Genomic DNA, 18,877 nt, shown 5'->3' on the forward strand with positions numbered 1-18,877 from the left:
CAAGGGGTCGCGCGCGCCGACGGAAGACCGACAGGCACGATGCCGCTCGCGGACAAGTCCACGCGCGCCACCCCGTTCGATGCCGTCTCGCGAGGAATTCTCCCCGATCGCGCTGAACACCCCGTCCGCGCAAAGGACCGACCGCGACAGGCAGGTCTCCTGGCTCCCGGGTCGTCGCGCTCGCTCCGCCTTCCCGGCCGAGGCCAGTGGCATAATGGAGCGACCGCTGTCCGGTCACAGTTGCGGGGACAGCTGCGGATGACGGGGACGTTCCCCCGCTTCCGCATTCCCTATTATTCCCATTCCTGGGAACCTGTCGCATAGGCCCCTTATGAGCAGCGGCGGGATCGGGCAAGTGGGACGCGTGACGCTGGTGATCGGCGGCGCACGGTCGGGCAAGAGCGCGCGGGCACAGGCCATTGCCGAAGCCGCGTCGCCCATGCGGACCTATCTGGCGACCGCACAGGCGTTCGACGACGAGATGCGCGAGCGCATCGCCCGCCACCGTGCCGACCGTGGCACCGGGTGGCGGACGGTGGAGTGCCCGGTCGATCTACCTGAAGCGATCGGGCGGGAGGCGCAGGGGGGATCGGTGCTGCTGGTCGACTGCCTGACACTATGGGCGAGTAACCTGTTGCTAACGGACGCGGATGCCGATGCGGCGACCGACCGGCTGCTGGCGGCGCTGGCCGCTGCACCCTGCCCGATCGTGCTCGTCAGCAACGAGGTCGGCATGGGGATCGTGCCCGACAACGCGCTCGCCCGCCGGTTCCGCGACATCGCGGGGCGCATGAACCAGCGGGTGGCAGCGGCGGCCGACACTGTGCTGCTGATGATGGCCGGGCTGGAGTTGCAGCTCAAATAATTTGATAATCACTCGCAATAGCTATTGAGCAAGTCGCGACGAACCGGTAGTCGGCGGGGGTGAATCAGGTCACGCCCATCCACGCCGCGTCCGGCAGCTCCGCACCGAAGGGGAAGCCGCGTCGCAAGTGGAAGACGTGGTGGCTGAAGCAACTGCACACCTGGCACTGGGTCAGCGCGGCGGTGTCGCTCGTCGCCATGCTGTTGTTCTCGATCACCGGCATCACGCTCAACCATGCCGCATCGATCGGCGCTACGCCGGTAGTGACGGAAAAGTCCGGCACCCTGCCCGCACCGCTGCTGAGGCAGTTGGTGAAGCCCAGCGCCGACACGGTACTGCCGCCCGCCGTCGCTGCCGCGGTTGCACGTTCGGTCGATCTCGATCCCGCCGGCAAGCCGGGCGAGTGGTCCGACGCCGACGTGTATGTGGCGCTGCCCCGCCCCGGCGGCGATGCGTGGGTCAGCATCGATCGGGGCAGCGGCAAGATCACCGCGGAGGTCACGGACCGCGGCTGGGTGTCGTACCTCAACGACCTGCACAAGGGCCGCAATTCCGGCACCGCGTGGTTCTGGTTCATCGACGTGTTCGCGGGGGCGTGCATCCTGTTCACGCTGACCGGGCTGCTGCTGCTCCAGCTTCACGCGCATCGCCGGCCGTCGACCTGGCCGATCGTCGCGGTGGGGCTGGCGCTGCCGGTCGTTATCGCCATCGTATTCATCCATTAAGGGGCTCCATCCGATGCGTCCGTCCTCCCTCGTCCTGCTCGCCGGCGCGGTATCCGCCCCGGCGGTCGCGGGCACCGTCACGGTCACCGTGCCGCGCCTGAACGTCGCCGAATATCACCGCCCCTATGTCGCGATCTGGCTGGAGCCGGTCGGTGGCGGCGCGGCGCGGACGCTGGCGGTGTGGTACGACGTGAAGAAGAAGGGAAACGAGCCGGGCACCAAGTGGCTGTCCGACCTGCGCGCGTGGTGGCGCAAGGGTGGCCGCTCGCTGAAGCTGCCGGCGGACGGTGTCAGCGGCGCGACGCGCACGCCCGGCCAGTACACCATCCCCCTGCCCGCCGACATCAAGCCCGGCCAGTACGTCCTGAACGTGGAGGCCGCCCGCGAGACCGGAGGCCGCGAACTCGTCTCCCTGCCCATCACCGCCGCCGGTGGCCGCGCCACGGGCAAGTCCGAACTCGGCGCCGTTGCCGTCACTCGCTGAGGATACTCCCATGAAGCTATCGCACCTGATGATCGCCGCCACCGCGCTGGCGATCCCCGCCGCCGCCTCCGCGCACCGGATGTGGATGCTCCCCTCCGCGACCGTCGTGTCGGGAACGGAAAGCTGGGTCACGGTCGACGCCGCGGTGTCGAACGACCTGTTCTTCTTCGACCACCAGCCGCTGCGGCTGGAGCAGATGAAGGTGTGGCAGCCGGACGGCAGCGCCGGCCAGCTTCAGAACGGGTCGACCGGCCGCTATCGCTCGACCTTCGATGTGCAGCTCAACAAGCCGGGGACGTGGAAGATCGGCACGGCGATGTCGGGCGTTATGGGCAGCTTCAAGGTCAATGGCGAGGAGAAGCGTGTCGGTGGCCGTGGCGGGCCGCCGCGTCCCGGCATGCCCGCGCCGCTGACCGTCGCCGACATTCCCGCCGATGCGACCGACGTGAAGCTGACCGAAAGCTCGACCCGCAACGAGATCTTCGTGACGGCGGGCGAGCCGACCACGACCGTCTTCGCTCCGACGAACACGGGGCTGGAGATGGCCCCGATCACGCATCCGGACGAGCTGGTGTCGGGCGAGGCGGCGAAGTTCCGGTTCCTGATCGACGGCAAGGCCGCCGCGAACCTGAAGGTCACCGTCATTCCTGGCGGCAAGCGCTATCGGGATGCCGAGGGCGCGATGGAGCTGACCACCGGCGCGGATGGTGTGCTGAGCGTGACGTGGCCAGGCGCCGGCATGTACTGGCTGAACGCGACGGCGACCGACGCCAAGACCACGACGCCGCGCGCGACGCAGCGGCGGATGAGCTATGTCACGACGCTGGAAGTGCTGACGCCCTGATGCGTCCGATTCCATGCTGATCGCCGTCCCGGCGGCGATCGATCCGGCAGCGTTCGTCGGGCTGGACCCGAATGCGCTGGTCGTCGATCTCGGCGGCGAGACGATGGGCACGACGTGGAGCGTGCGTCTGGTCCCGCCGCCGCGATGCGACCTGATAGCGATCCGGGCGGCGGTCGTCGCGCGGCTGGACGGCATCGTCGCGGAGATGAGCCACTGGGAGGCGGGTTCGCATTTGTCGCGGTTCAACCGGGCGGCGGCGGGAACCTGGACCGTTCTGCCGCCCGACTTCGCGCATGTCATCGCAGCGTCGCTGCGCATCGCCGAGATCACGGACGGTGCCTGCGATCCGGCGTTCGGGCGGTTGGTCGATCTCTGGGGCTTTGGTCCGGAACCGGTGCCCGACCTACCAGACGAGGCGGCGATCGATGCGGCGATGCGAGTGTCAGGCTGGCAGAGGCTGCGCTTCGACCCGGCCGCGCGGCAGCTGTACCAGCCGGGGGGGCTGGCGCTCGATCTTTCGGGGATCGCCAAAGGGTTCGCCGTCGATGCGGTGGCGAACATGCTGGCGGAGCGCGGCGTGCGGCATGTGTTGGTCGAGATCGGTGGCGAGTTGGTCGGCCGTGGCGTCCGCCCTGACGGCGAGCCGTGGTGGGTCGATCTGGAGATTCCGCCGGGCGTGAAGGTCGAGCCGCTACGCGTGGCGCTGCACGGGCTGGCAGTGGCGACATCGGGCAATTACCGGCGCGGCGATCACAATCTCGATCCGCGGACGGGGCGGCCGGCGGATCGCGGCGTAAAGTCGGTCAGCGTCCTGCATCCGTCGGCGATGATCGCGGATGCCTGGGCGACGGCGCTGACGGTGGGCGGGCCGGCCACCCTCGCAATTGCGGAAGTGCATGGGATCGCTGCCAGAATTCTGACTGATGATGGCGAACGGCTGACGCCCGCACTCACCGCGATGCTGGAAGGTTAGGCTAAGGTTAGTCCAATGCGGCGTTTCGCGACGCTGTGCCGAAACCCGATCCGCGTGACCCGTGTCGTGCATTCGTCCCCCTCACGGTGAGGAGTTAAGCGGCGAGCGATCCAGAACCGCGCGTCCTGGCCTGGATGGCTTCGCTTCGCTCGCCATGACGGGAGAGAGGGGACCGGCAACGATGAGAAACAGCGGATCATGGCATGATCCGCTTTCTCCAACATTGCCAGTCCGGGATCAGCCCACCGTCGACGTCAGCGGCGGGGTCTGCTGGTGCTGGACGACCTTCCAGACCTCATGGGCCAGCCATCGATAGGTGGAGGTGCAGTGCGCCTCGTAGCCCTCCCCATCCTTTTCGGCGCGGGCGCGATAGGCGACGACGATCAGGCCTTCCTGAGGACGGGAAACCTGCCGCTCGGTGAGTTCGACCGAAGACCAGCGCGGCGTCGAGGCGACCGCCTCGATCGCCTGCGCTCCGCTCATGACGAAGGGCGGCGTCGGCAGGACCATCAGGCATTCGTCATCGATCGACTCGCGGTAATGCTCCGCATCGGCGGTCCACAGGCTTTCCTCGAAGCTCCACACCCGATCGTCGTCCATCGCTCTTCTCCCGTGCCGTTGCTGGCATCGGATCGGGAACGACAGGTCCGGCGATTGGGTCCGTAACCCTTTGGGTTATCGGCACGTCGGACACCTAGGTTCCTCGACGATTGGAGGGCGAAGCCGCCTGAAGCGCGCCAAATATCTAGCCGCCCGCGACGGAGGGCCCTATTCCGCCACGATCAAGTCCGAGGATACCGATCATGAAGACCCGCGCCGCCGTCGCATTCGAGGCTAAGAAGCCGCTCGAGATCGTCGAGCTCGATCTGGAGGGGCCTCAGGCCGGCGAAGTGCTGGTCGAGATCATGGCGACCGGCATCTGCCACACCGATGCCTATACGCTCGACGGGCTCGACAGCGAGGGGCTGTTCCCCAGCGTGTTGGGCCACGAAGGTGCCGGCATCGTGCGCGAGATCGGCGCGGGGGTGACCAGTGTCGCGGTCGGCGATCACGTCATCCCGCTCTACACGCCCGAATGTCGTCAGTGTAAGTCGTGCCTGTCGCAGAAGACCAACCTGTGCACCGCGATCCGCGCGACGCAGGGCAAGGGGCTGATGCCGGACGGCACCACACGCTTCAGCTACAAGGGGCAGCCGATCTTCCACTATATGGGCTGTTCGACCTTCTCGAACTTCACGGTCCTGCCGGAGATCGCGGTCGCGAACATCCGCAAGGACGCGCCGTTCGACACCAGCTGCTATGTCGGCTGCGGCGTGACGACCGGCGTCGGCGCGGTGGTCAACACCGCCAAGGTGCAGGTCGGCGACACCGTCGTGGTGTTCGGGCTGGGCGGCATCGGGCTGAACGTCATCCAGGGCGCGAAGCTGGCCGGCGCGAAGATGATCGTCGGCGTCGACATCAACCCCGACCGCGAGGATTGGGGCCGCCGCTTCGGCATGACGCACTTCGCCAACCCGCGCGATGTCAGCGATATCGTCCAGCATATCGTCGCGCTGACCGATGGCGGGGCGGATTACAGCTTCGACGCGACCGGCAACACCGACGTGATGCGGCAGGCGCTGGAATGCTGCCACCGCGGCTGGGGCACCAGCGTCATCATCGGCGTGGCGGAGGCGGGCAAGGAGATCAGCACGCGGCCGTTCCAGCTCGTGACCGGCCGCAACTGGCGCGGCACCGCGTTCGGTGGCGCGCGCGGACGCACCGACACGCCGAAGATCGTCGACTGGTACATGGACGGCATGATCCAGATCGACCCGATGATCACGCATCGCTTGACGCTGGACGAAATCAACACGGGTTTTGACCTGATGCACGCAGGCGAAAGCATCCGCAGCGTGGTGATCTACTGATGGAGACGCTGTCGACCGCCAGGGCACATGGCGGGACACAGGGCGTGTACCGGCATGCCTCGTCCGCGACGGGGACCGACATGACCTTCTCCGTGTTCGTACCGGAGCATGAGGCAGGCGAGACGCTGCCCGTGCTCTGGTATCTGTCCGGCCTGACCTGCACGCACGCGAACGTCACCGACAAGGGCGAGTACCGCGCCGCCTGCGCCGAGCACCGCATCGTCTTCGTCGCCCCCGATACGTCACCGCGCGGCGACGGTGTGGCCGACGATCCGGCATGGGATATGGGGCAAGGTGCGGGTTTCTACGTCGATGCGACGCAGGCGCCGTGGACGCCGCATTTCCGGATGCGGTCCTATATCGAGGACGAACTGCCGGCGCTGATCGCCGCCGGGTTTCCGGTCGACATGGCGGCGCAGGGGATCACCGGCCACTCGATGGGCGGTCACGGCGCGCTGACGATCGCCCTTCGCAACCCCGATCGTTTCCGCAGCGTCAGCGCCTTCGCGCCGATCGTCGCGCCGTCGCAGGTGCCGTGGGGCGAGAAGGCGTTCGGCGGCTATCTGGGCGACGACCGGACGGCGTGGCGCGGGCACGACGCGGTGGCGCTGATCGAGGACGGCGCGCGGTTACCGGATTTGCTGGTCGATCAGGGCGATGCCGACAGCTTCCTGGCCGAGCAGTTGCGCCCGGACCTGCTGCGTGCGGCGTGCGAGGCGGCGGGCATCCCGCTGACGCTGCGGATGCAGAAGGGGTACGACCATAGCTACAATTTCATTTCCACCTTCATGGCGGACCATGTGGCGTGGGCGGCGGCGCGTTTGCGGCGCTAGCCGCTAGCGGTCAGTCGTCCGTCGCCGGCGCGTCGATGTCCCATTCCTGATCGCGGACCACCGTCGAACGGACGGGGCGACCGGCGACATCCCGCCACGGGTCGTAGCGGAAGCGCTTCTCGATCGCGCGACAGGTCGCCTGATCCATCAGGGCGTTGCCGCTCGACCGGGCGATCGTGCAGCCGGTGACGCGGCCGTCCTTTTCGACCTGGTAGCGGACGCCGACCACTCCGCGGAAGCCGGTGTCGAGGATCGGATCGGGGATGTCCGATCCCTTGATCCGGCCGTTGATCAGGCGCGGTACGCGTTCCCAGCCGCTGCCGTCGCCATCCCCGTCGCCACCGGCGCCATTGCCATGGCCGATGCCGCCCGCTCCGGTCCCCGGCCCCGCGCGATCGGAGGCGCCCGACGTCGCCTGCACGCCGACGTTCGGCAGCGGCGCGACCGCGATCGGCGGGGGTGGCGCGAGCTGGATGAGGGGTTCGGGTGCCGTCACTTCGGTCGCCTTCGAGCGCACATTGGGCGGCGATGCCTTGCCGCTGGCTCGGGCGATCTTGCGCGGCGGTGGGACGATGCGCTCCGGCGGCGGTGGCTCCTGCGTCAGATCGAACGTCTCCAGGGGGTTCTGCACGGCACCGGTGCTGCCTCCGAAGGCGAGGCCGACGATCAGCGCATAGCCGAGCGCGGCGACTAAGATCGCGGTCAGCGCAGCGGCCCCGATCCGTTCCCGCAGAGGTGTTCGTCCGATCACCATTGGGAAATGATGCCGGACCCAGGCTTTCGCAACGCTGACCGGCGTATGATCAGCCCTGCGACCCGGCGTCGCCTGCCGTTTCCGCCACAGGCGTGATCGCCCTGCCCGTCTCGAACCACGCCACGAGGTTATCGACTACCAGTGCGCCCATCGCCGCCCGCGTCGCCTCCGACGCGGAGCCGATATGCGGCAGCAGCACGACGTCGGGGTTCGCGCTCAGTTCGGGGGGAACGTGCGGCTCGTTTTCGAACACGTCGAGCCCGGCGGAGAGGATCGTGCCGTCGCGAAGCGCGGCGATCAGCGCCTGCTGATCGACGGCGCTGCCGCGCGCGACGTTGATGAGGATCCCGTTCGGGCCCAACGCGCGCAACACGTCGCCGTCGACCAGATGTCGCGTCTTCGAGCCGCCCGGCACGAGGACGATGAGCACGTCGCAGGCCGCCGCCAGTGCGACCGGGCTGCCATGATAGTCGTAGGCCACGTCCTCCTGCCGGGAGCGGCCATGATAGGCGATCGTGGTGCCGAATGCTTCGAGACGTTTGGCCACGGCCTTGCCGATCGCGCCGAGGCCGAGGATACCGACGCGGCGGCCGCGCAAGGTCGGGGACAACGGGAACGGAGCGTCCGTCCAGCGCCCCGCGCGGAGATAGCTATCGGCCTGCGGGATACGGCGGACGGTCGCCAGCAGCAGCCCCAGCGTCAGGTCGGCCACCTCCTCGTCGAGCACGCCCGGCGTGTTGGTGACGACGATACCGCGTGCGGCCGCGGCCTTCACGTCGACATTGTCGTATCCGACACCGAAATTGGCGACCACCTCCAGCGCCGGCAGGCGGTCGAACCAGCTTTCGTCGATGCGCCCGGCCAGGGTGCTGACCGCCATGCCGCGGATACGGGGACCGATCTCGGCCAGATACGCGTCCTCGTCGGGCCGCTCCCACAGGCGGTGCAGTTCGAAACGATCCTCTAGCGCAGCGATCACGCCGGGCAGCATCGGACGGGGCATCAGGATTGCGGGTCGGGTCATCGAGAGGTTCCGTCTTGCAGGCGGTGGCGAAGCTCGTCTTCGGCCACGATGTCCACCGCGATCCCGGCGGTGCGCAGTTCCTCCGCCTTGCGATAGGGGGCACTGACATGCGCGAAGCGACCGAACGGCTGGTCGCGGCTGACGACGAGCATCGTCGATGTCGTGCCGACCGATGCGACGACGCGCGCGCCGGCCTGCGCCAGCCACTGGGCCAGCGGTCCGTTGCGGGGTGCGCCGAGGATCGCCACCCGCTGTCCCTTCAGCGGACCGTCCGCGGCGGGCTTCGGTGCGGGCGCGCTTTTCGGGGTCATGGGTTTAAGCCAGCCCGACAGATCGATCCCGGTGTGATCGATCGCACGGACGATCACCATGCCTGCCGCGCGCGCGTCGCTCAGGGCGTCGTGATGCTTGTGCCGCACACCGAGAAAACGCGTCAGCACGTTCAGCCGGTGGCTCGGCAAGTCCGGCCATGCGCGTTTCGCGACGCGAACGCTGTCCAGCCACGTCGTCTCGATCGCCACCCGGTCGTGGACCCGGCAGGCCGCCGCCAACGCGCCCTTGTCGAAATAGGAATGCGCCACCGTGACACGGCCGGTCAGGTGGCCGGCGACAATGTCGTGGATGTGGGCGTAGGTCGGTTGCCCCGCGACATGATCGCAGCTGATGCCGTGGATGCGCGTGTTGAAGGGCGAGAACTCGTCGCAGGGATCGACCAGCGTTTCGTAGGCGAACACCTCCCGCCCGTCGCGAAACCCGACGATGCCGATCTGGCAGATGCTGCTGACCCGCGAACAGGCGGTTTCCACGTCGACGACGACGAAATCGACATCCGGGTCTGCGCTGGCCTCTATGGTCGTCATGACGTTCATCGACCGGAACATACCATGTCCGGCGCACTTCGCCATGTTTGCCCGCCGGAAGGGTTCGATTTTGCGACCGGCGTTCCCATCTTCCTCGCATGAACGAAGACCTCAACCGCCTCGGACTTGTCGACGAGGATGACATCGACCTCGACGAAGCGGCGTTGTCGCTGGCGCTGCTCGATCATCCCGGCACCGACCTCGACTCCTATTACGACCTGCTCGACACCATCGAGGCGCGGCTGGAGATCGTCGGCGACGACGCGCACGATCCCGCAGCGCGAGCCGACGCGCTGGCGGCGGTGCTGGCGGGCGAGTTCGGGTTCGTCGGCGATACGGAGACGTACGACGATCCCGACAATGCCGACCTGATCCGCGTGCTCGACCGGCGACGCGGCCTGCCGGTCAGCCTGTCGATCCTGTGGGTCGCCACGGCGCGGCGGCTGGGGTGGAGTGCCGACCTGCTCGACGTGCCGGGGCACGTGCTGGTCCTCATCGGGGCGGATGCCGATCCGGTGATCGTCGACCCGTTCTCCGCCGGGATCCGTGTCGACCGCGAGCGGCTGGTCGCGCTGGTGCAGGCGTTCGGCGAGCCCGATCGCGCGGTGACCCACGTCGCGGCAATGCCCAATCGCGCGGTGCTGGTGCGGCTGCTCCAGAACCAGGCCTCGCGTGCGGAGCAGGCGGGCAAGGGGCGGCGGGCGCTGGAACTGTATACGCGCATGACGGTGATGGCCCCCGAAACGGCGCATGCGTGGTGGGAGCGGGCGCGGCTGGAGCTGGTCGACAACGACATCGCCGCCGCGCGCGGTAGTCTCGGCGCGATCCTGGAGATCACGCGCGATCCGGCGTTGCGGACGAGGGTATCGGAGACGCTGGCCTCGCTGCCGACCGAGTGAGCAGGCGGAGGGTGAGCGGCGGTTTGCATCCGCCGCACGGACCGGTAAGCCCGCGCACTCGCCAGCATTTCGGACCCGCCTTATGATCGCGACCACAGGCCGGGCCGTCGGCCTTGATTTCGGCACCACCAACACGGTCGCGGCGCTGGCCGGGGCAGAAGGCGACACCGCGCTGATCCCCGTCGACGGCGCGGACGACGTATTCCGCACGGCGCTGTGTTTCTGGCATGACGAGGACGTGCGCGGCGGCGTGGCGGTGGAGGCTGGGCCCGCCGCGATCCGCGAATATCTGGAGTTCCCGTCCGACAGCCGATTCCTGCAATCGTTCAAGTCGGTCGCGGCCAGCGCGTCGTTCGACACCGCGCCCGTGTTCGAGAAGCGCCACCGGTTCGAAGAGCTCGGTCGCATGTTCCTCGAACGGCTTGCCGCGCATGCCGGCGGGGCGCTCGACCAGCTTGACCGGGTCGTCGTCGGACGCCCTGTGACATGGGCGGGATCGCGCCCCGACGACGCGCTGGCGCGGACCCGCTACGACGCGATGTTCGCCGGCTTCGCGCGCGAGGTGCACTATGTCTACGAACCGCTCGCCGCCGCCTATAGCCACGCATCGACGCTGACCGAACCGACGACGTTGCTCGTCGCCGATTTCGGCGGCGGCACCAGCGACTTCTCCGTCGTGCGGGTGGCGGAGCCGGGTGCGGCGCGACGCTGCGTCCCACTCGGTCATGCCGGCATCGGGGTCGCCGGCGACCGGTTCGATGCGCGGATCATCGACCGGCTGGTGCTGCCGTTCCTCGGCAAGGGCGGGCAGTATCGATCGTTCGACAAGGTGCTCGACATCCCCGGCGGCTATTTCGCCGATGTCGCCGACTGGTCGAAGCTGGCGATGATGCGCAATCGCCGGACGTTGGCGGAGCTGGACCGGCTAAGGCGCAGTGCGCTCGATCCCGACGCCATCGGGCGAATGATCGCGCTGATCGAGAACGAGTCCGGCTTTGGGCTCTATGGCGCGATCGGCGGGTTGAAGCGCGCGCTGTCGCAGGATGCGTCCGCCGCGTTCGCCTTCCACGACGCCGGTCTGACGATCGAGGCGGAGGTGAGCCGGACCGAGTTCGAGGCATGGATCGCCGACGATCTTGCGCGGATCGCCGCAACCGTGGACCGCGCCCTGATCGTGGCCGGCGTCACCGAACGGGACATCGACCGGGTCTTCCTGACCGGCGGCACCTCCCTCGTTCCGGCCGTCCGCGCGATCTTCACGGCACGGTTCGGCGAAGCGCGGATCGAGGCCGGCGGTGAGCTCACCTCGATCGCCAACGGACTGGCGCTGATCGCGCAGCACGACGACGTGAGCGCTTGGACAGCATGAAGGTCGGCCCCGTCAGGGAGCAGCGACCAGTCCGTTGGCGATGCCGGCCTGTAACTGCGCGCGCAGATTGGCGAGCGCGGCATCGCTCAGGCGTGGACGTTCGGCGACCGCCTTGCCGCGGCGCAGCCTTGCCCGCTCCTCCTCCGGCGGATCGACCCGTCGTACGCGCACCGCCGCATGGCCGCGAGCCCGCACCCCGAGTTGCTCTGCCGCGCCGCGCGAGAGGTCGAGGATTCGCCCGCGCGAAAAGGGGCCTCGATCGTTGACGCGGACGAGGATCGTGCGGCCGGTGTCGAGCGACGTGACCTCGACATAGGTCGGCAGCGGCAATGTCGTGTGCGCGGCGGTGATCCATGTCGCGTCGAAGCGCTCACCGAGCGCGACCCGGTTGCCGCTTTCCCGACCGTACCAGCTTGCGTAGCCGAGCACATCGAAATGCTCATCGGCTGCGGGCACGTAGGTCACTCCCGCCACTTTATAGGGTTTGCCGATGCTGACCGGCCAATCGCTGACGGGGCGGTAATGCGCGGAATGGCACGCCGAGAGGCAGAGGATTGCGGAGAGGGCTGCCAATGTCGGACGTCGTCGGTTCATGCCGGCGCATCTAGCCGAGAATGTCGCGCCGGGCACGACGTCGTCCTGATCGATCTAGTGTTGCCTAGAGCCGCACGCGTAAGGCAGACGGGCCGCTCGGTGATTTGGCAGCGAGGGCTGGAGCGGGTGAAGGGAATCGAACCCTCGTCGTAAGCTTGGGAAGCTTCTGCTCTACCATTGAGCTACACCCGCGTCTCTGGATCCCTGCCGATCCGATAGCACGCTGCTATCGAACCGCGCGATCCTGACACCGATCTCCTGACATAACCGTGTCCGGCGCGTCAACGCCAGAGTGAGGCTTAGGTCGATGCCGCATAACGGGAGCGGGATCTTCGACGGGCGCCGGAATGATCCTGATCGCCGGATCTCACGCCGCGAGTCCCCGCGCCTCCAGCAGCGCTGCCTCGCGCGGTTCGCGGCCCCGGAAGGCGACGTAGGCGGCCATCGCATCGCGGGTGTCGCCGCGCGCCAGCACTTCCGTGCGGAGGCGGCCGGCAAGATCGGGGGCGAACAGGTCGCCGCGCTCCTCGAACGCGGCATAGGCGTCCGCGTCGAGCACTTCCGACCACAGATAGCTGTAATATTGGCTGGCATAGCCGCCATCGAACACGTGCGTGAAGTGGGTCAGGCCGTGACGCGGGACGATCGTGTCAGGCAGCCCTAGTTCGGCGAGCAGCGCTTCGGACTCTGCGACGGCATCGCTGCCGTCCGTCCGGCGATGCAACGACAGGTCGAGGATCGCCGAGGCGAGGAACTCGACCGTCGCGAAGCCTTGCCCGAAGCGATCCGCACTCGCGATCGCGTCCGCCAGCGGCGCGGGTACGCCGAGGCCGACGAGCACCTCCGGCGCGACGATCCAGTGTTCCATAAATTTGCTGGGAAATTCGACGAAGTCGCGCGCGACGGCGGTGCCGGACTGGCTGGGATAGACGACGTCCGACAGCAACGCATGCAAGGCGTGGCCGAATTCGTGGAACAGCGTCCGCGCCTCGTCGATCGACAGGCCCGCGCCGGGTGCGAAATTGGCGACGATGTAGACGATCGGCAGCACGGGCGCGTCCAGCGCTTCCTGCACGCGCAACGCGCCCATCCACGCACCGCCGTGCTTTTCGGGTCGCACATGGAAGTCGGTGTAGAGCAGCCCGCGTGGCGTGCCGCCGGCATCGCTGACCGACCACGGCTGCACGCCGGGATGCCAACCCGGCAGGCTCGGGATGGCAGCGAACTCCAGCCCGTAGAGCCGGCCGGCGGCGGCAAAGGCGGCGTCGCGCACCGCGTCCTGCGTCAGGAACCGCTTCACCGCGGCACCGTCGAGTGCGTGGCGTTCGCGGCGGATGCGTTCGGCGTAGTAGCGCCAGTCCCATGCCGCGATCGGCGTGTCGCCCGCCAACATCTGAAGCTCCGCCTGTTCCGCTGCCGCCTGCCGCAGCGCCGGCGTCCAGACGCGCATCAACAGCGCCTCCGCGGCGTCGGGCGTTTTCGCCATGCTGTCGGCGAGCGCGAAATCCGAATAGCTAGCGTGGCCGAGCAGCGCCGCCTTCTCGCGGCGGAGGGCCAGCATCTCGTCGATGATCGCGCGGTTGTCATATACGCCACCGTCGCCGCGTGTGGTGAAGGCCCGCCAGACCTGCTCGCGCCAATCGCGGCGGTCGGCGAAGGACAGGAAGGTTTCCACGTCGCCGCGGTCGAGCGTGATGACGTGACCGCCCTGCCCCGTCGCCTCGGCGCGGCGTGCGGTCGCGGCGAGCATCGTGTCGGGGAGGCCGGTGCAGTCCTCCGGGTCGAGGCGCAACGTCCAGGCATGAGTGGCGGCGAGCACGTTCTGGCCGAAGGTCGTGCCGAGCAGCGACAGCCGCTCCGCAATGGCAGCGAACCGCGCCTTGTCGGCAGGCGCAAGCAGCGCGCCGCCGTCGACGAAGCCACGACGGCTCCCCTCCAGCAAACGCATCTGCGCTTCGTTCAGGCCGAGCGCGTCGCGGCGCGACCACAGCGCATCGACGCGCGCGAACAGGCGCGGATCGTGCGAAACGGCGATGCCGTGACGGGTCAGCATGGCCGACACCTCCGCCTCCACCGCGCGGATCGACGGCGTCGATTGTGCCGACGACAGCGTCCAGAAGATGCGCCGCACGCGCGCCAGCGTGCCGCCCACCCGCTCCATCGCCTCGACCGTGTTGGCGAAATCCGGCTCGGCCAGGTCGGTGGCGATCGCTTCGATCTCCGCCTTCGCCTCCGCCAGGGCGATCGTCAGCGCGGGCAGGAACGCGTCGGGCGCGATACGATCGAACGCCGGCGCGCCGAACGGCAGGTCGCTTTCGTCCAGCAGCGGATCAGGCAATGTCCGTCACCTCGTCGGTGTGCACCTGGAAACCGGCGAGCGTGGCGCTGCCGAAGGCAGTCGTCAGCGCCGTGTCGGTGGCGTCGCGGCCGCGCGCCATCAGGATGCGGCCGATCCTCGGCAGATTGTGCCGCGCATCGAACGTGTGCCACGCACCGCCGAGATACACATCGAACCACGCCGAGAAATCCATCGCCGCATCGACCGGATCGATGCCGATATCGCCGAGATATCCGGTGCAATAGCGCGCGGGGATGTTCATGCAGCGGCACAGCGTGATCGCCAGATGCGCGAAGTCGCGGCACACGCCCTGCTGCTCCTGATGCGCGTCCCACGCGGTCTTGGTCGAGCGCGCGTGGTGGTAGCCGAATTCGACATGATTATGCGTGAAGTCGACGATCGCCTGCACCCGCTGCCACCCGGCGGGAACGTGGCCGAACAATCCCCATGCGGTTTCCGATAGCCGGTCCGTCTCGCAATACCGGCTGCCGAGCAGGTAGACGAGCACGTCGTCGGGCAGGTCCTCGATCGCGTGCTGTACCGCGTCCGGGGTGTAGGGATCGGGCAGGCCGCCATCCTCGATCGTGAAGTCGCAGCTGAGCGTCAGGCCACCGGCGGGCACGGTCAAGCGCGTGCACACATTTCCGAACGTATCGACGTAATCGTACATCGGCACATGCGGCACGCTGGTGATGCGTTGCATCGTCCTGAGGTCCTTGTTCCGCGACGGATGGATGCTCAGCAGCGCCATCATCGGCGTGGGCACGTCCGTGGCGAAACTGATGTCGTAACCGGCGCGGATCAGCATCGGACAGGCTCCTTCTGGTCGGGGACGGATACGGGTACGGGCGGAGGGCCGGCGACGCTGACGTTCACCGCGACCTCCATGTCGAGGAAGCTGCCGGGAAAGCCGGCCCAGGTGCCGGAGATCGGCACCGCCTGATAGATGTCGCGGGCGACGGCGACGCGGATCAGGCCGCGATTGCCGATGATGCCGTTAGTCGGATCGAACTCGACCCAGCCGGAGCCGGGCAGGTACACCCGCACCCAAGCATGCGTGTTGCCGCCGCCGAGCCGCTGGTCATGCGCGGTGGGGTTGTAGACGTACCCCGACACGAACCGTGCCGCGAACCCCAGCGCGCGCACCGCCTCGATCATCAGCATCGCATAGTCGCGGCAGGTACCCTTGCGCCGTTCCAGCGTCTCGATCGGCGTCTGCGTACCCTTCTCCGCACGTGCGACATAGGTGAACTCGCGGCGGATCGCGGTCGTCATGTCGGACAGCAGCGTCAGCGTGTCGGTCTGGCCGGTGCCGACGAAACGCCGCGCCCAGCTATCGATCTGGCGCCGCGGGTCGAGGTGCTGGCGCTCGATCGAGCGCAGCAGGTCGGGCATCTCTTCCGACGAATAGGTGAAGGGATAGGTGCGCGCGTAATCCTCGATATCGACATGATCGAGGTCGGCGGGTTCGTGCATCAGGTGGATGCGGCTGTCGAACACCAACCGCGCCGCAGGCCGGTCGAAGGTGGCGATCGCCACCGCGTTGCCGAACACGTCCTGTAGCCAGCGCACGTCGCTGGGCCGAGGTTCGATGTCGAGCGTGGCGGACAGCAGATGCTGATCGTAGCTTTCGCGCGGGCGCACCATGATCCGGTGCTCGCCGAAGGACACGGGCTGCCTGTACGTATACGTCGTGACGTGCGACAGGTTCAGGAATGGCATTGGACGTCCAAGCAAGCCCCCTGTTTGTCGCAGGCGATCTGCCACCCGTCTCGGTGGTCAACCCCGGAGGAGCGTCGCCGTTCCTCTTCATCGGCGATCATGCCGGGAATGTCATCCCCTTGTCACTCGGCACGCTGGGACTGGATGACGCGGAGCGGGTGCGGCACATCGCGTGGGACATCGGCGTGGCGGGGCTCGGCGAACGACTGGCGACGGCGATGGACGCGGTGTTCGTGCGCCAGACCTATTCGCGGCTGGTCGTCGACTGCAACCGCCGCCACGACGCACCCGACGCCATCGCACCGGTCAGCGACGGGACGGTCGTACCGGGGAATGCCGATCTGAGCGACACGGATCGCGCGGCGCGGTTCGCGGCGATCCACGAACCCTATCAGGCGGCGATCGCGGCGGAGATCGCGCGACGCTCGGCAGTCGGACAGCCTACGGTATTGATCGCGCTGCACAGTTTCACCCCGGTGTTCGGCGGCGTCGCGCGGCCGTGGCAGATCGGCGTCCTGCACGACGGCGGCGACCCGAGCTTCGCACAGACGATGCTGGCGGTGCTGCGGCGGGAGGCGGACCTGACGGTCGGGGACAACGAGCCGTACCGGATGGACCTGATCGACTACACCGTGCCACGCCACGCCTATCCGGCCGGGCTGCCCTATGCGGAACTGGAGGTCCGGCAGGATCTGATCGCTGACGAGACCGGTCAGGCCGCGTGGGCGGAACGGCTGCAGCGGGTGCTGACGGCGGCGTTGGGGTAATTCCGGCGAGCCGTCAGCCCGCGGCGTAGATCGTGTCGATCGTGCGCGCGACGGAGACGAGTTGCGCCGCTGCCGGATCGAAGCGCGCGTCGGTGGCGATCCGCTGCGCCCAGTCGGCCGCGGCGCGGGCACCCCAGTCGTCGGGCGGGCCGACCAGCGTTTCGCTGGTCGTGCCGGTGTAGTGTTCGGCGACGAAGTCGTAGAAGGAGCCGCCGACGTTGCGGAGCGTCGCGCCGCCCTCGGTGCCGTGGAACTGCGCCGCGATGATTGCCTCCTGTCCGGCATGCAGCCGCCACGAACAGGCCAGCCGCACCGCGACGCCGCCGGGCAGGTCGAAGCTGGCGGTGGCGTAATCCTCGACCGCGTCGCCCGCCAAGCGCTGTCCGCCCGCGAACAGGCGCGCGTTCACGTTCGAGGCTTCTCCGGGAAAGCCCAGCGACCACATGGCGAGGTCGATCAGGTGGACGCCCAGATCCATGACGCAGCCGCCGCCCGACAATGCGCGATCGTAGAACCACGGCTTGTCCGGCCCGTAGGCGTTGTGGAAGGTGAGATCGATCGCGTGGACGTGGCCCAACGCTCCGCCGCGGACCAGTTGGGCGATCTGCCGCATCCCCTCCGTATAGCGGTACGAGAAATCGACCATCAGCAGCCGGTCTAGGGCTTCTGCCGCCTCCACCACGCGCGCCGCCTCGGCCGCGTCGCGACCCAGCGGCTTCTGGCAGAACACCGCGGCTCCGACCTCCAATGCGCGGATCGACTGTTCCGCGTGCATCGCGCTGGGCGTCGCGATCACCACGCCGTCGAGTTCCAGCGCCAGCATGGCGTCCAGATCAGGCACGACGACCGCGTCGGGAGCCAGCGCCGCCGCCTCCGCGAGCATCTCGGGCGAGGCATCGCAGACCGCTGTCGCCTCGATCGCGCCGGTCGCCAGCATCGCCGCCATGCGGTGGCGACCGATCCAGCCGACTCCGAGGAAACCGATGCGGGGCTTAGTCATACATCACCAGCGCCTTGACGAAGCCCTGCGGCTTGTCGCGCGTCGCGACGATCGCCTCGCCCAATCGGTCCAGCGGGTAGCGATGCGTATACAGGGGCGCGGTGTCGATCCGGCCGCTCGCCACCGCGTCCACCGCCTCGCGCAGGCCGCGCAGGTTGACCGCGGGATCGCGTTCGTGTGCGTTGACGACGTCGATGCCCTTCCAGTTCCACATCTGCATGTTCACCTGACGCGGCCCATCCTGATGATAGCCCGCGACGATCAGCTTTCCGCCGAAGCCGACCAGTTCCCCCGCCAGATCGAGCGGCCATTGCTTGCCCACGGCCTCGATCACGCGCTCGCACAGGCGCTCGTCGGTCAGGCGCTTGACCGCGTCGATGATCGCCCAGTGATCGTCCATCACGATCGTCTCGGCCGCGCCGTAGCGCGTGGCGAGATCGAGCGACTCGCGACGCCGGGAAATCGCGATCACCCGCGCGCCGGCGTCGCTCGCCAGCTTCGTCAGCACCGCGCCCAGAAAGCCGATGCCGACGATCGCCACCGTCTGCCCCGCGACGATGTCGCTGCGCCGGAAAATGTTCATCGCACAGCCCAGCGGCTCACCGGGGAACGGCTGACCGGCCAGCGACGCGGGCAGTTCGACCACCGCATCCGCCGCGACCACGTCGTGTTCCGCGAAGCTGCGATGCGCGAGCGAGGCGACGCGGGTGCCGATCGCGGGCGTCATCACCCCCTCGCCCAGCGCGTCGACCACGCCCCAGCCCTCGTGTCCCATCCCTCCCGCCTCACCGGGGAAGCTGGACCAAGGCTGCCCCTCGAACGGTTCGATGTTGGACGCGCAGACGCCGCACCCCTCCAGCCTGACGCGCACCTCACCCGGCCCGGGCTGTGGCAGGGGCACCTCCGCCATTTCCAT

The 18,877-nt window shown here is 68.2% G+C and carries 20 protein-coding genes, 1 tRNA gene and 1 riboswitch; of the genes, 10 read left to right on the forward strand and 11 right to left on the reverse strand.

The window, feature by feature from the left end:
* Positions 1-132: 132 nt before the first annotated feature.
* A riboswitch (cobalamin riboswitch) is annotated at positions 133-332 on the reverse strand.
* The 5 genes from cobU (at position 332) to AC0CH8_RS13580 (ending at position 3,891) form a co-directional block, all read left to right on the forward strand.
* Positions 332-865: a bifunctional adenosylcobinamide kinase/adenosylcobinamide-phosphate guanylyltransferase gene (cobU, locus tag AC0CH8_RS13560; protein WP_465240360.1), complete on the forward strand. Its 534-nt coding sequence runs from the start codon at positions 332-334 to the stop codon at positions 863-865. (Overlaps the previous riboswitch by 1 nt.)
* 77 nt (positions 866-942) lie before the next feature.
* Positions 943-1,590, forward strand: a complete 648-nt coding sequence (locus AC0CH8_RS13565) for a PepSY-associated TM helix domain-containing protein (RefSeq protein ID WP_465240490.1) — start codon at positions 943-945, stop codon at positions 1,588-1,590.
* A gap of 13 nt (positions 1,591-1,603) precedes the next feature.
* Positions 1,604-2,074: a DUF2271 domain-containing protein gene (locus tag AC0CH8_RS13570; RefSeq protein ID WP_465240361.1), complete on the forward strand. Its 471-nt coding sequence runs from the start codon at positions 1,604-1,606 to the stop codon at positions 2,072-2,074.
* A 10-nt stretch (positions 2,075-2,084) separates the two neighbouring features.
* Entirely contained in the window at positions 2,085-2,918 is an 834-nt protein-coding gene (locus AC0CH8_RS13575) for a DUF4198 domain-containing protein (RefSeq protein WP_465240362.1), read from the forward strand.
* Between the two features lie 13 nt (positions 2,919-2,931).
* Positions 2,932-3,891, forward strand: coding sequence for an FAD:protein FMN transferase (locus AC0CH8_RS13580; RefSeq protein ID WP_465240363.1), 960 nt, complete (start codon positions 2,932-2,934; stop codon positions 3,889-3,891).
* Positions 3,892-4,128: 237 nt separating this feature from the next.
* Here AC0CH8_RS13580 and AC0CH8_RS13585 read toward each other — a convergent pair whose 3' ends face one another.
* Positions 4,129-4,491 carry a DUF4440 domain-containing protein gene (locus tag AC0CH8_RS13585; protein WP_465240364.1) on the reverse strand — a complete coding sequence of 121 codons (363 nt, stop codon included), beginning with the start codon at positions 4,489-4,491 and terminating at the stop codon, positions 4,129-4,131.
* A 203-nt stretch (positions 4,492-4,694) separates the two neighbouring features.
* On the opposite strand from AC0CH8_RS13585, the gene AC0CH8_RS13590 reads away from it, so the two are divergent.
* The gene (locus AC0CH8_RS13590; protein ID WP_465240365.1) at positions 4,695-5,801 is read left to right on the forward strand and encodes an S-(hydroxymethyl)glutathione dehydrogenase/class III alcohol dehydrogenase; all 1,107 of its coding nucleotides are present in this window, start codon (positions 4,695-4,697) and stop codon (positions 5,799-5,801) included.
* Entirely contained in the window at positions 5,801-6,634 is an 834-nt protein-coding gene (gene fghA, locus AC0CH8_RS13595; RefSeq protein ID WP_465240366.1) for an S-formylglutathione hydrolase, read from the forward strand. The genes AC0CH8_RS13590 and fghA overlap by 1 nt, the downstream gene beginning before the upstream one ends.
* A gap of 10 nt (positions 6,635-6,644) precedes the next feature.
* On the opposite strand, the gene AC0CH8_RS13600 is transcribed toward fghA, so the two are convergent.
* From AC0CH8_RS13600 to AC0CH8_RS13610, 3 genes are read right to left on the reverse strand one after another with little or no spacing between them, the layout of a single operon-like run.
* Positions 6,645-7,388 carry an energy transducer TonB gene (locus AC0CH8_RS13600; protein ID WP_465240367.1) on the reverse strand — a complete coding sequence of 248 codons (744 nt, stop codon included), beginning with the start codon at positions 7,386-7,388 and terminating at the stop codon, positions 6,645-6,647.
* 49 nt (positions 7,389-7,437) lie between these two features.
* Positions 7,438-8,412: a 2-hydroxyacid dehydrogenase gene (locus tag AC0CH8_RS13605; protein ID WP_465240368.1), complete on the reverse strand. Its 975-nt coding sequence runs from the start codon at positions 8,410-8,412 to the stop codon at positions 7,438-7,440.
* The gene (locus tag AC0CH8_RS13610; RefSeq protein WP_465240369.1) at positions 8,409-9,272 is read right to left on the reverse strand and encodes an exonuclease domain-containing protein; all 864 of its coding nucleotides are present in this window, start codon (positions 9,270-9,272) and stop codon (positions 8,409-8,411) included. Before AC0CH8_RS13610 ends, AC0CH8_RS13605 begins: the two co-directional genes overlap by 4 nt.
* A gap of 98 nt (positions 9,273-9,370) precedes the next feature.
* Between AC0CH8_RS13610 and AC0CH8_RS13615 the strand changes: the two genes are divergently transcribed.
* Both AC0CH8_RS13615 and AC0CH8_RS13620 read left to right on the forward strand, forming a co-directional pair.
* Entirely contained in the window at positions 9,371-10,171 is an 801-nt protein-coding gene (locus AC0CH8_RS13615; protein WP_465240370.1) for a SirB1 family protein, read from the forward strand.
* Between the two features lie 82 nt (positions 10,172-10,253).
* A complete protein-coding gene (locus tag AC0CH8_RS13620; RefSeq protein ID WP_465240371.1) occupies positions 10,254-11,540 on the forward strand; it encodes an Hsp70 family protein in 1,287 nt (428 codons plus the stop codon).
* A gap of 12 nt (positions 11,541-11,552) precedes the next feature.
* Here AC0CH8_RS13620 and AC0CH8_RS13625 read toward each other — a convergent pair whose 3' ends face one another.
* From AC0CH8_RS13625 to AC0CH8_RS13645, 5 genes are all read right to left on the reverse strand, one after another.
* Positions 11,553-12,134 carry a septal ring lytic transglycosylase RlpA family protein gene (locus tag AC0CH8_RS13625; protein WP_465240372.1) on the reverse strand — a complete coding sequence of 194 codons (582 nt, stop codon included), beginning with the start codon at positions 12,132-12,134 and terminating at the stop codon, positions 11,553-11,555.
* 118 nt (positions 12,135-12,252) lie between these two features.
* Positions 12,253-12,326 (reverse strand) — tRNA-Gly (locus AC0CH8_RS13630).
* 175 nt (positions 12,327-12,501) lie between these two features.
* Complete coding sequence (locus tag AC0CH8_RS13635) at positions 12,502-14,472, reverse strand: M3 family metallopeptidase (RefSeq protein ID WP_465240373.1); 1,971 nt, start codon at positions 14,470-14,472, stop codon at positions 12,502-12,504.
* A complete protein-coding gene (locus tag AC0CH8_RS13640; RefSeq protein ID WP_465240374.1) occupies positions 14,465-15,280 on the reverse strand; it encodes a transglutaminase-like domain-containing protein in 816 nt (271 codons plus the stop codon). Before AC0CH8_RS13640 ends, AC0CH8_RS13635 begins: the two co-directional genes overlap by 8 nt.
* A complete protein-coding gene (locus AC0CH8_RS13645) occupies positions 15,274-16,194 on the reverse strand; it encodes a transglutaminase family protein (protein ID WP_465240375.1) in 921 nt (306 codons plus the stop codon). The genes AC0CH8_RS13640 and AC0CH8_RS13645 overlap by 7 nt, the downstream gene beginning before the upstream one ends.
* Here AC0CH8_RS13645 and AC0CH8_RS13650 point away from each other — a divergent pair.
* Entirely contained in the window at positions 16,188-16,961 is a 774-nt protein-coding gene (locus AC0CH8_RS13650; protein ID WP_465240376.1) for an N-formylglutamate amidohydrolase, read from the forward strand. The genes AC0CH8_RS13645 and AC0CH8_RS13650 overlap by 7 nt on opposite strands.
* 13 nt (positions 16,962-16,974) lie before the next feature.
* Here AC0CH8_RS13650 and AC0CH8_RS13655 read toward each other — a convergent pair whose 3' ends face one another.
* Together AC0CH8_RS13655 and AC0CH8_RS13660 are read right to left on the reverse strand one after the other, a co-directional pair.
* A complete protein-coding gene (locus tag AC0CH8_RS13655; protein WP_465240377.1) occupies positions 16,975-17,961 on the reverse strand; it encodes a Gfo/Idh/MocA family protein in 987 nt (328 codons plus the stop codon).
* Positions 17,954-18,871: an MDR/zinc-dependent alcohol dehydrogenase-like family protein gene (locus tag AC0CH8_RS13660; protein WP_465240378.1), complete on the reverse strand. Its 918-nt coding sequence runs from the start codon at positions 18,869-18,871 to the stop codon at positions 17,954-17,956. The genes AC0CH8_RS13655 and AC0CH8_RS13660 overlap by 8 nt, the downstream gene beginning before the upstream one ends.
* Positions 18,872-18,877: the final 6 nt, after the last annotated feature.

The sequence above is a fragment of the Sphingomonas sp. AC435 genome (assembly GCF_979253005.1).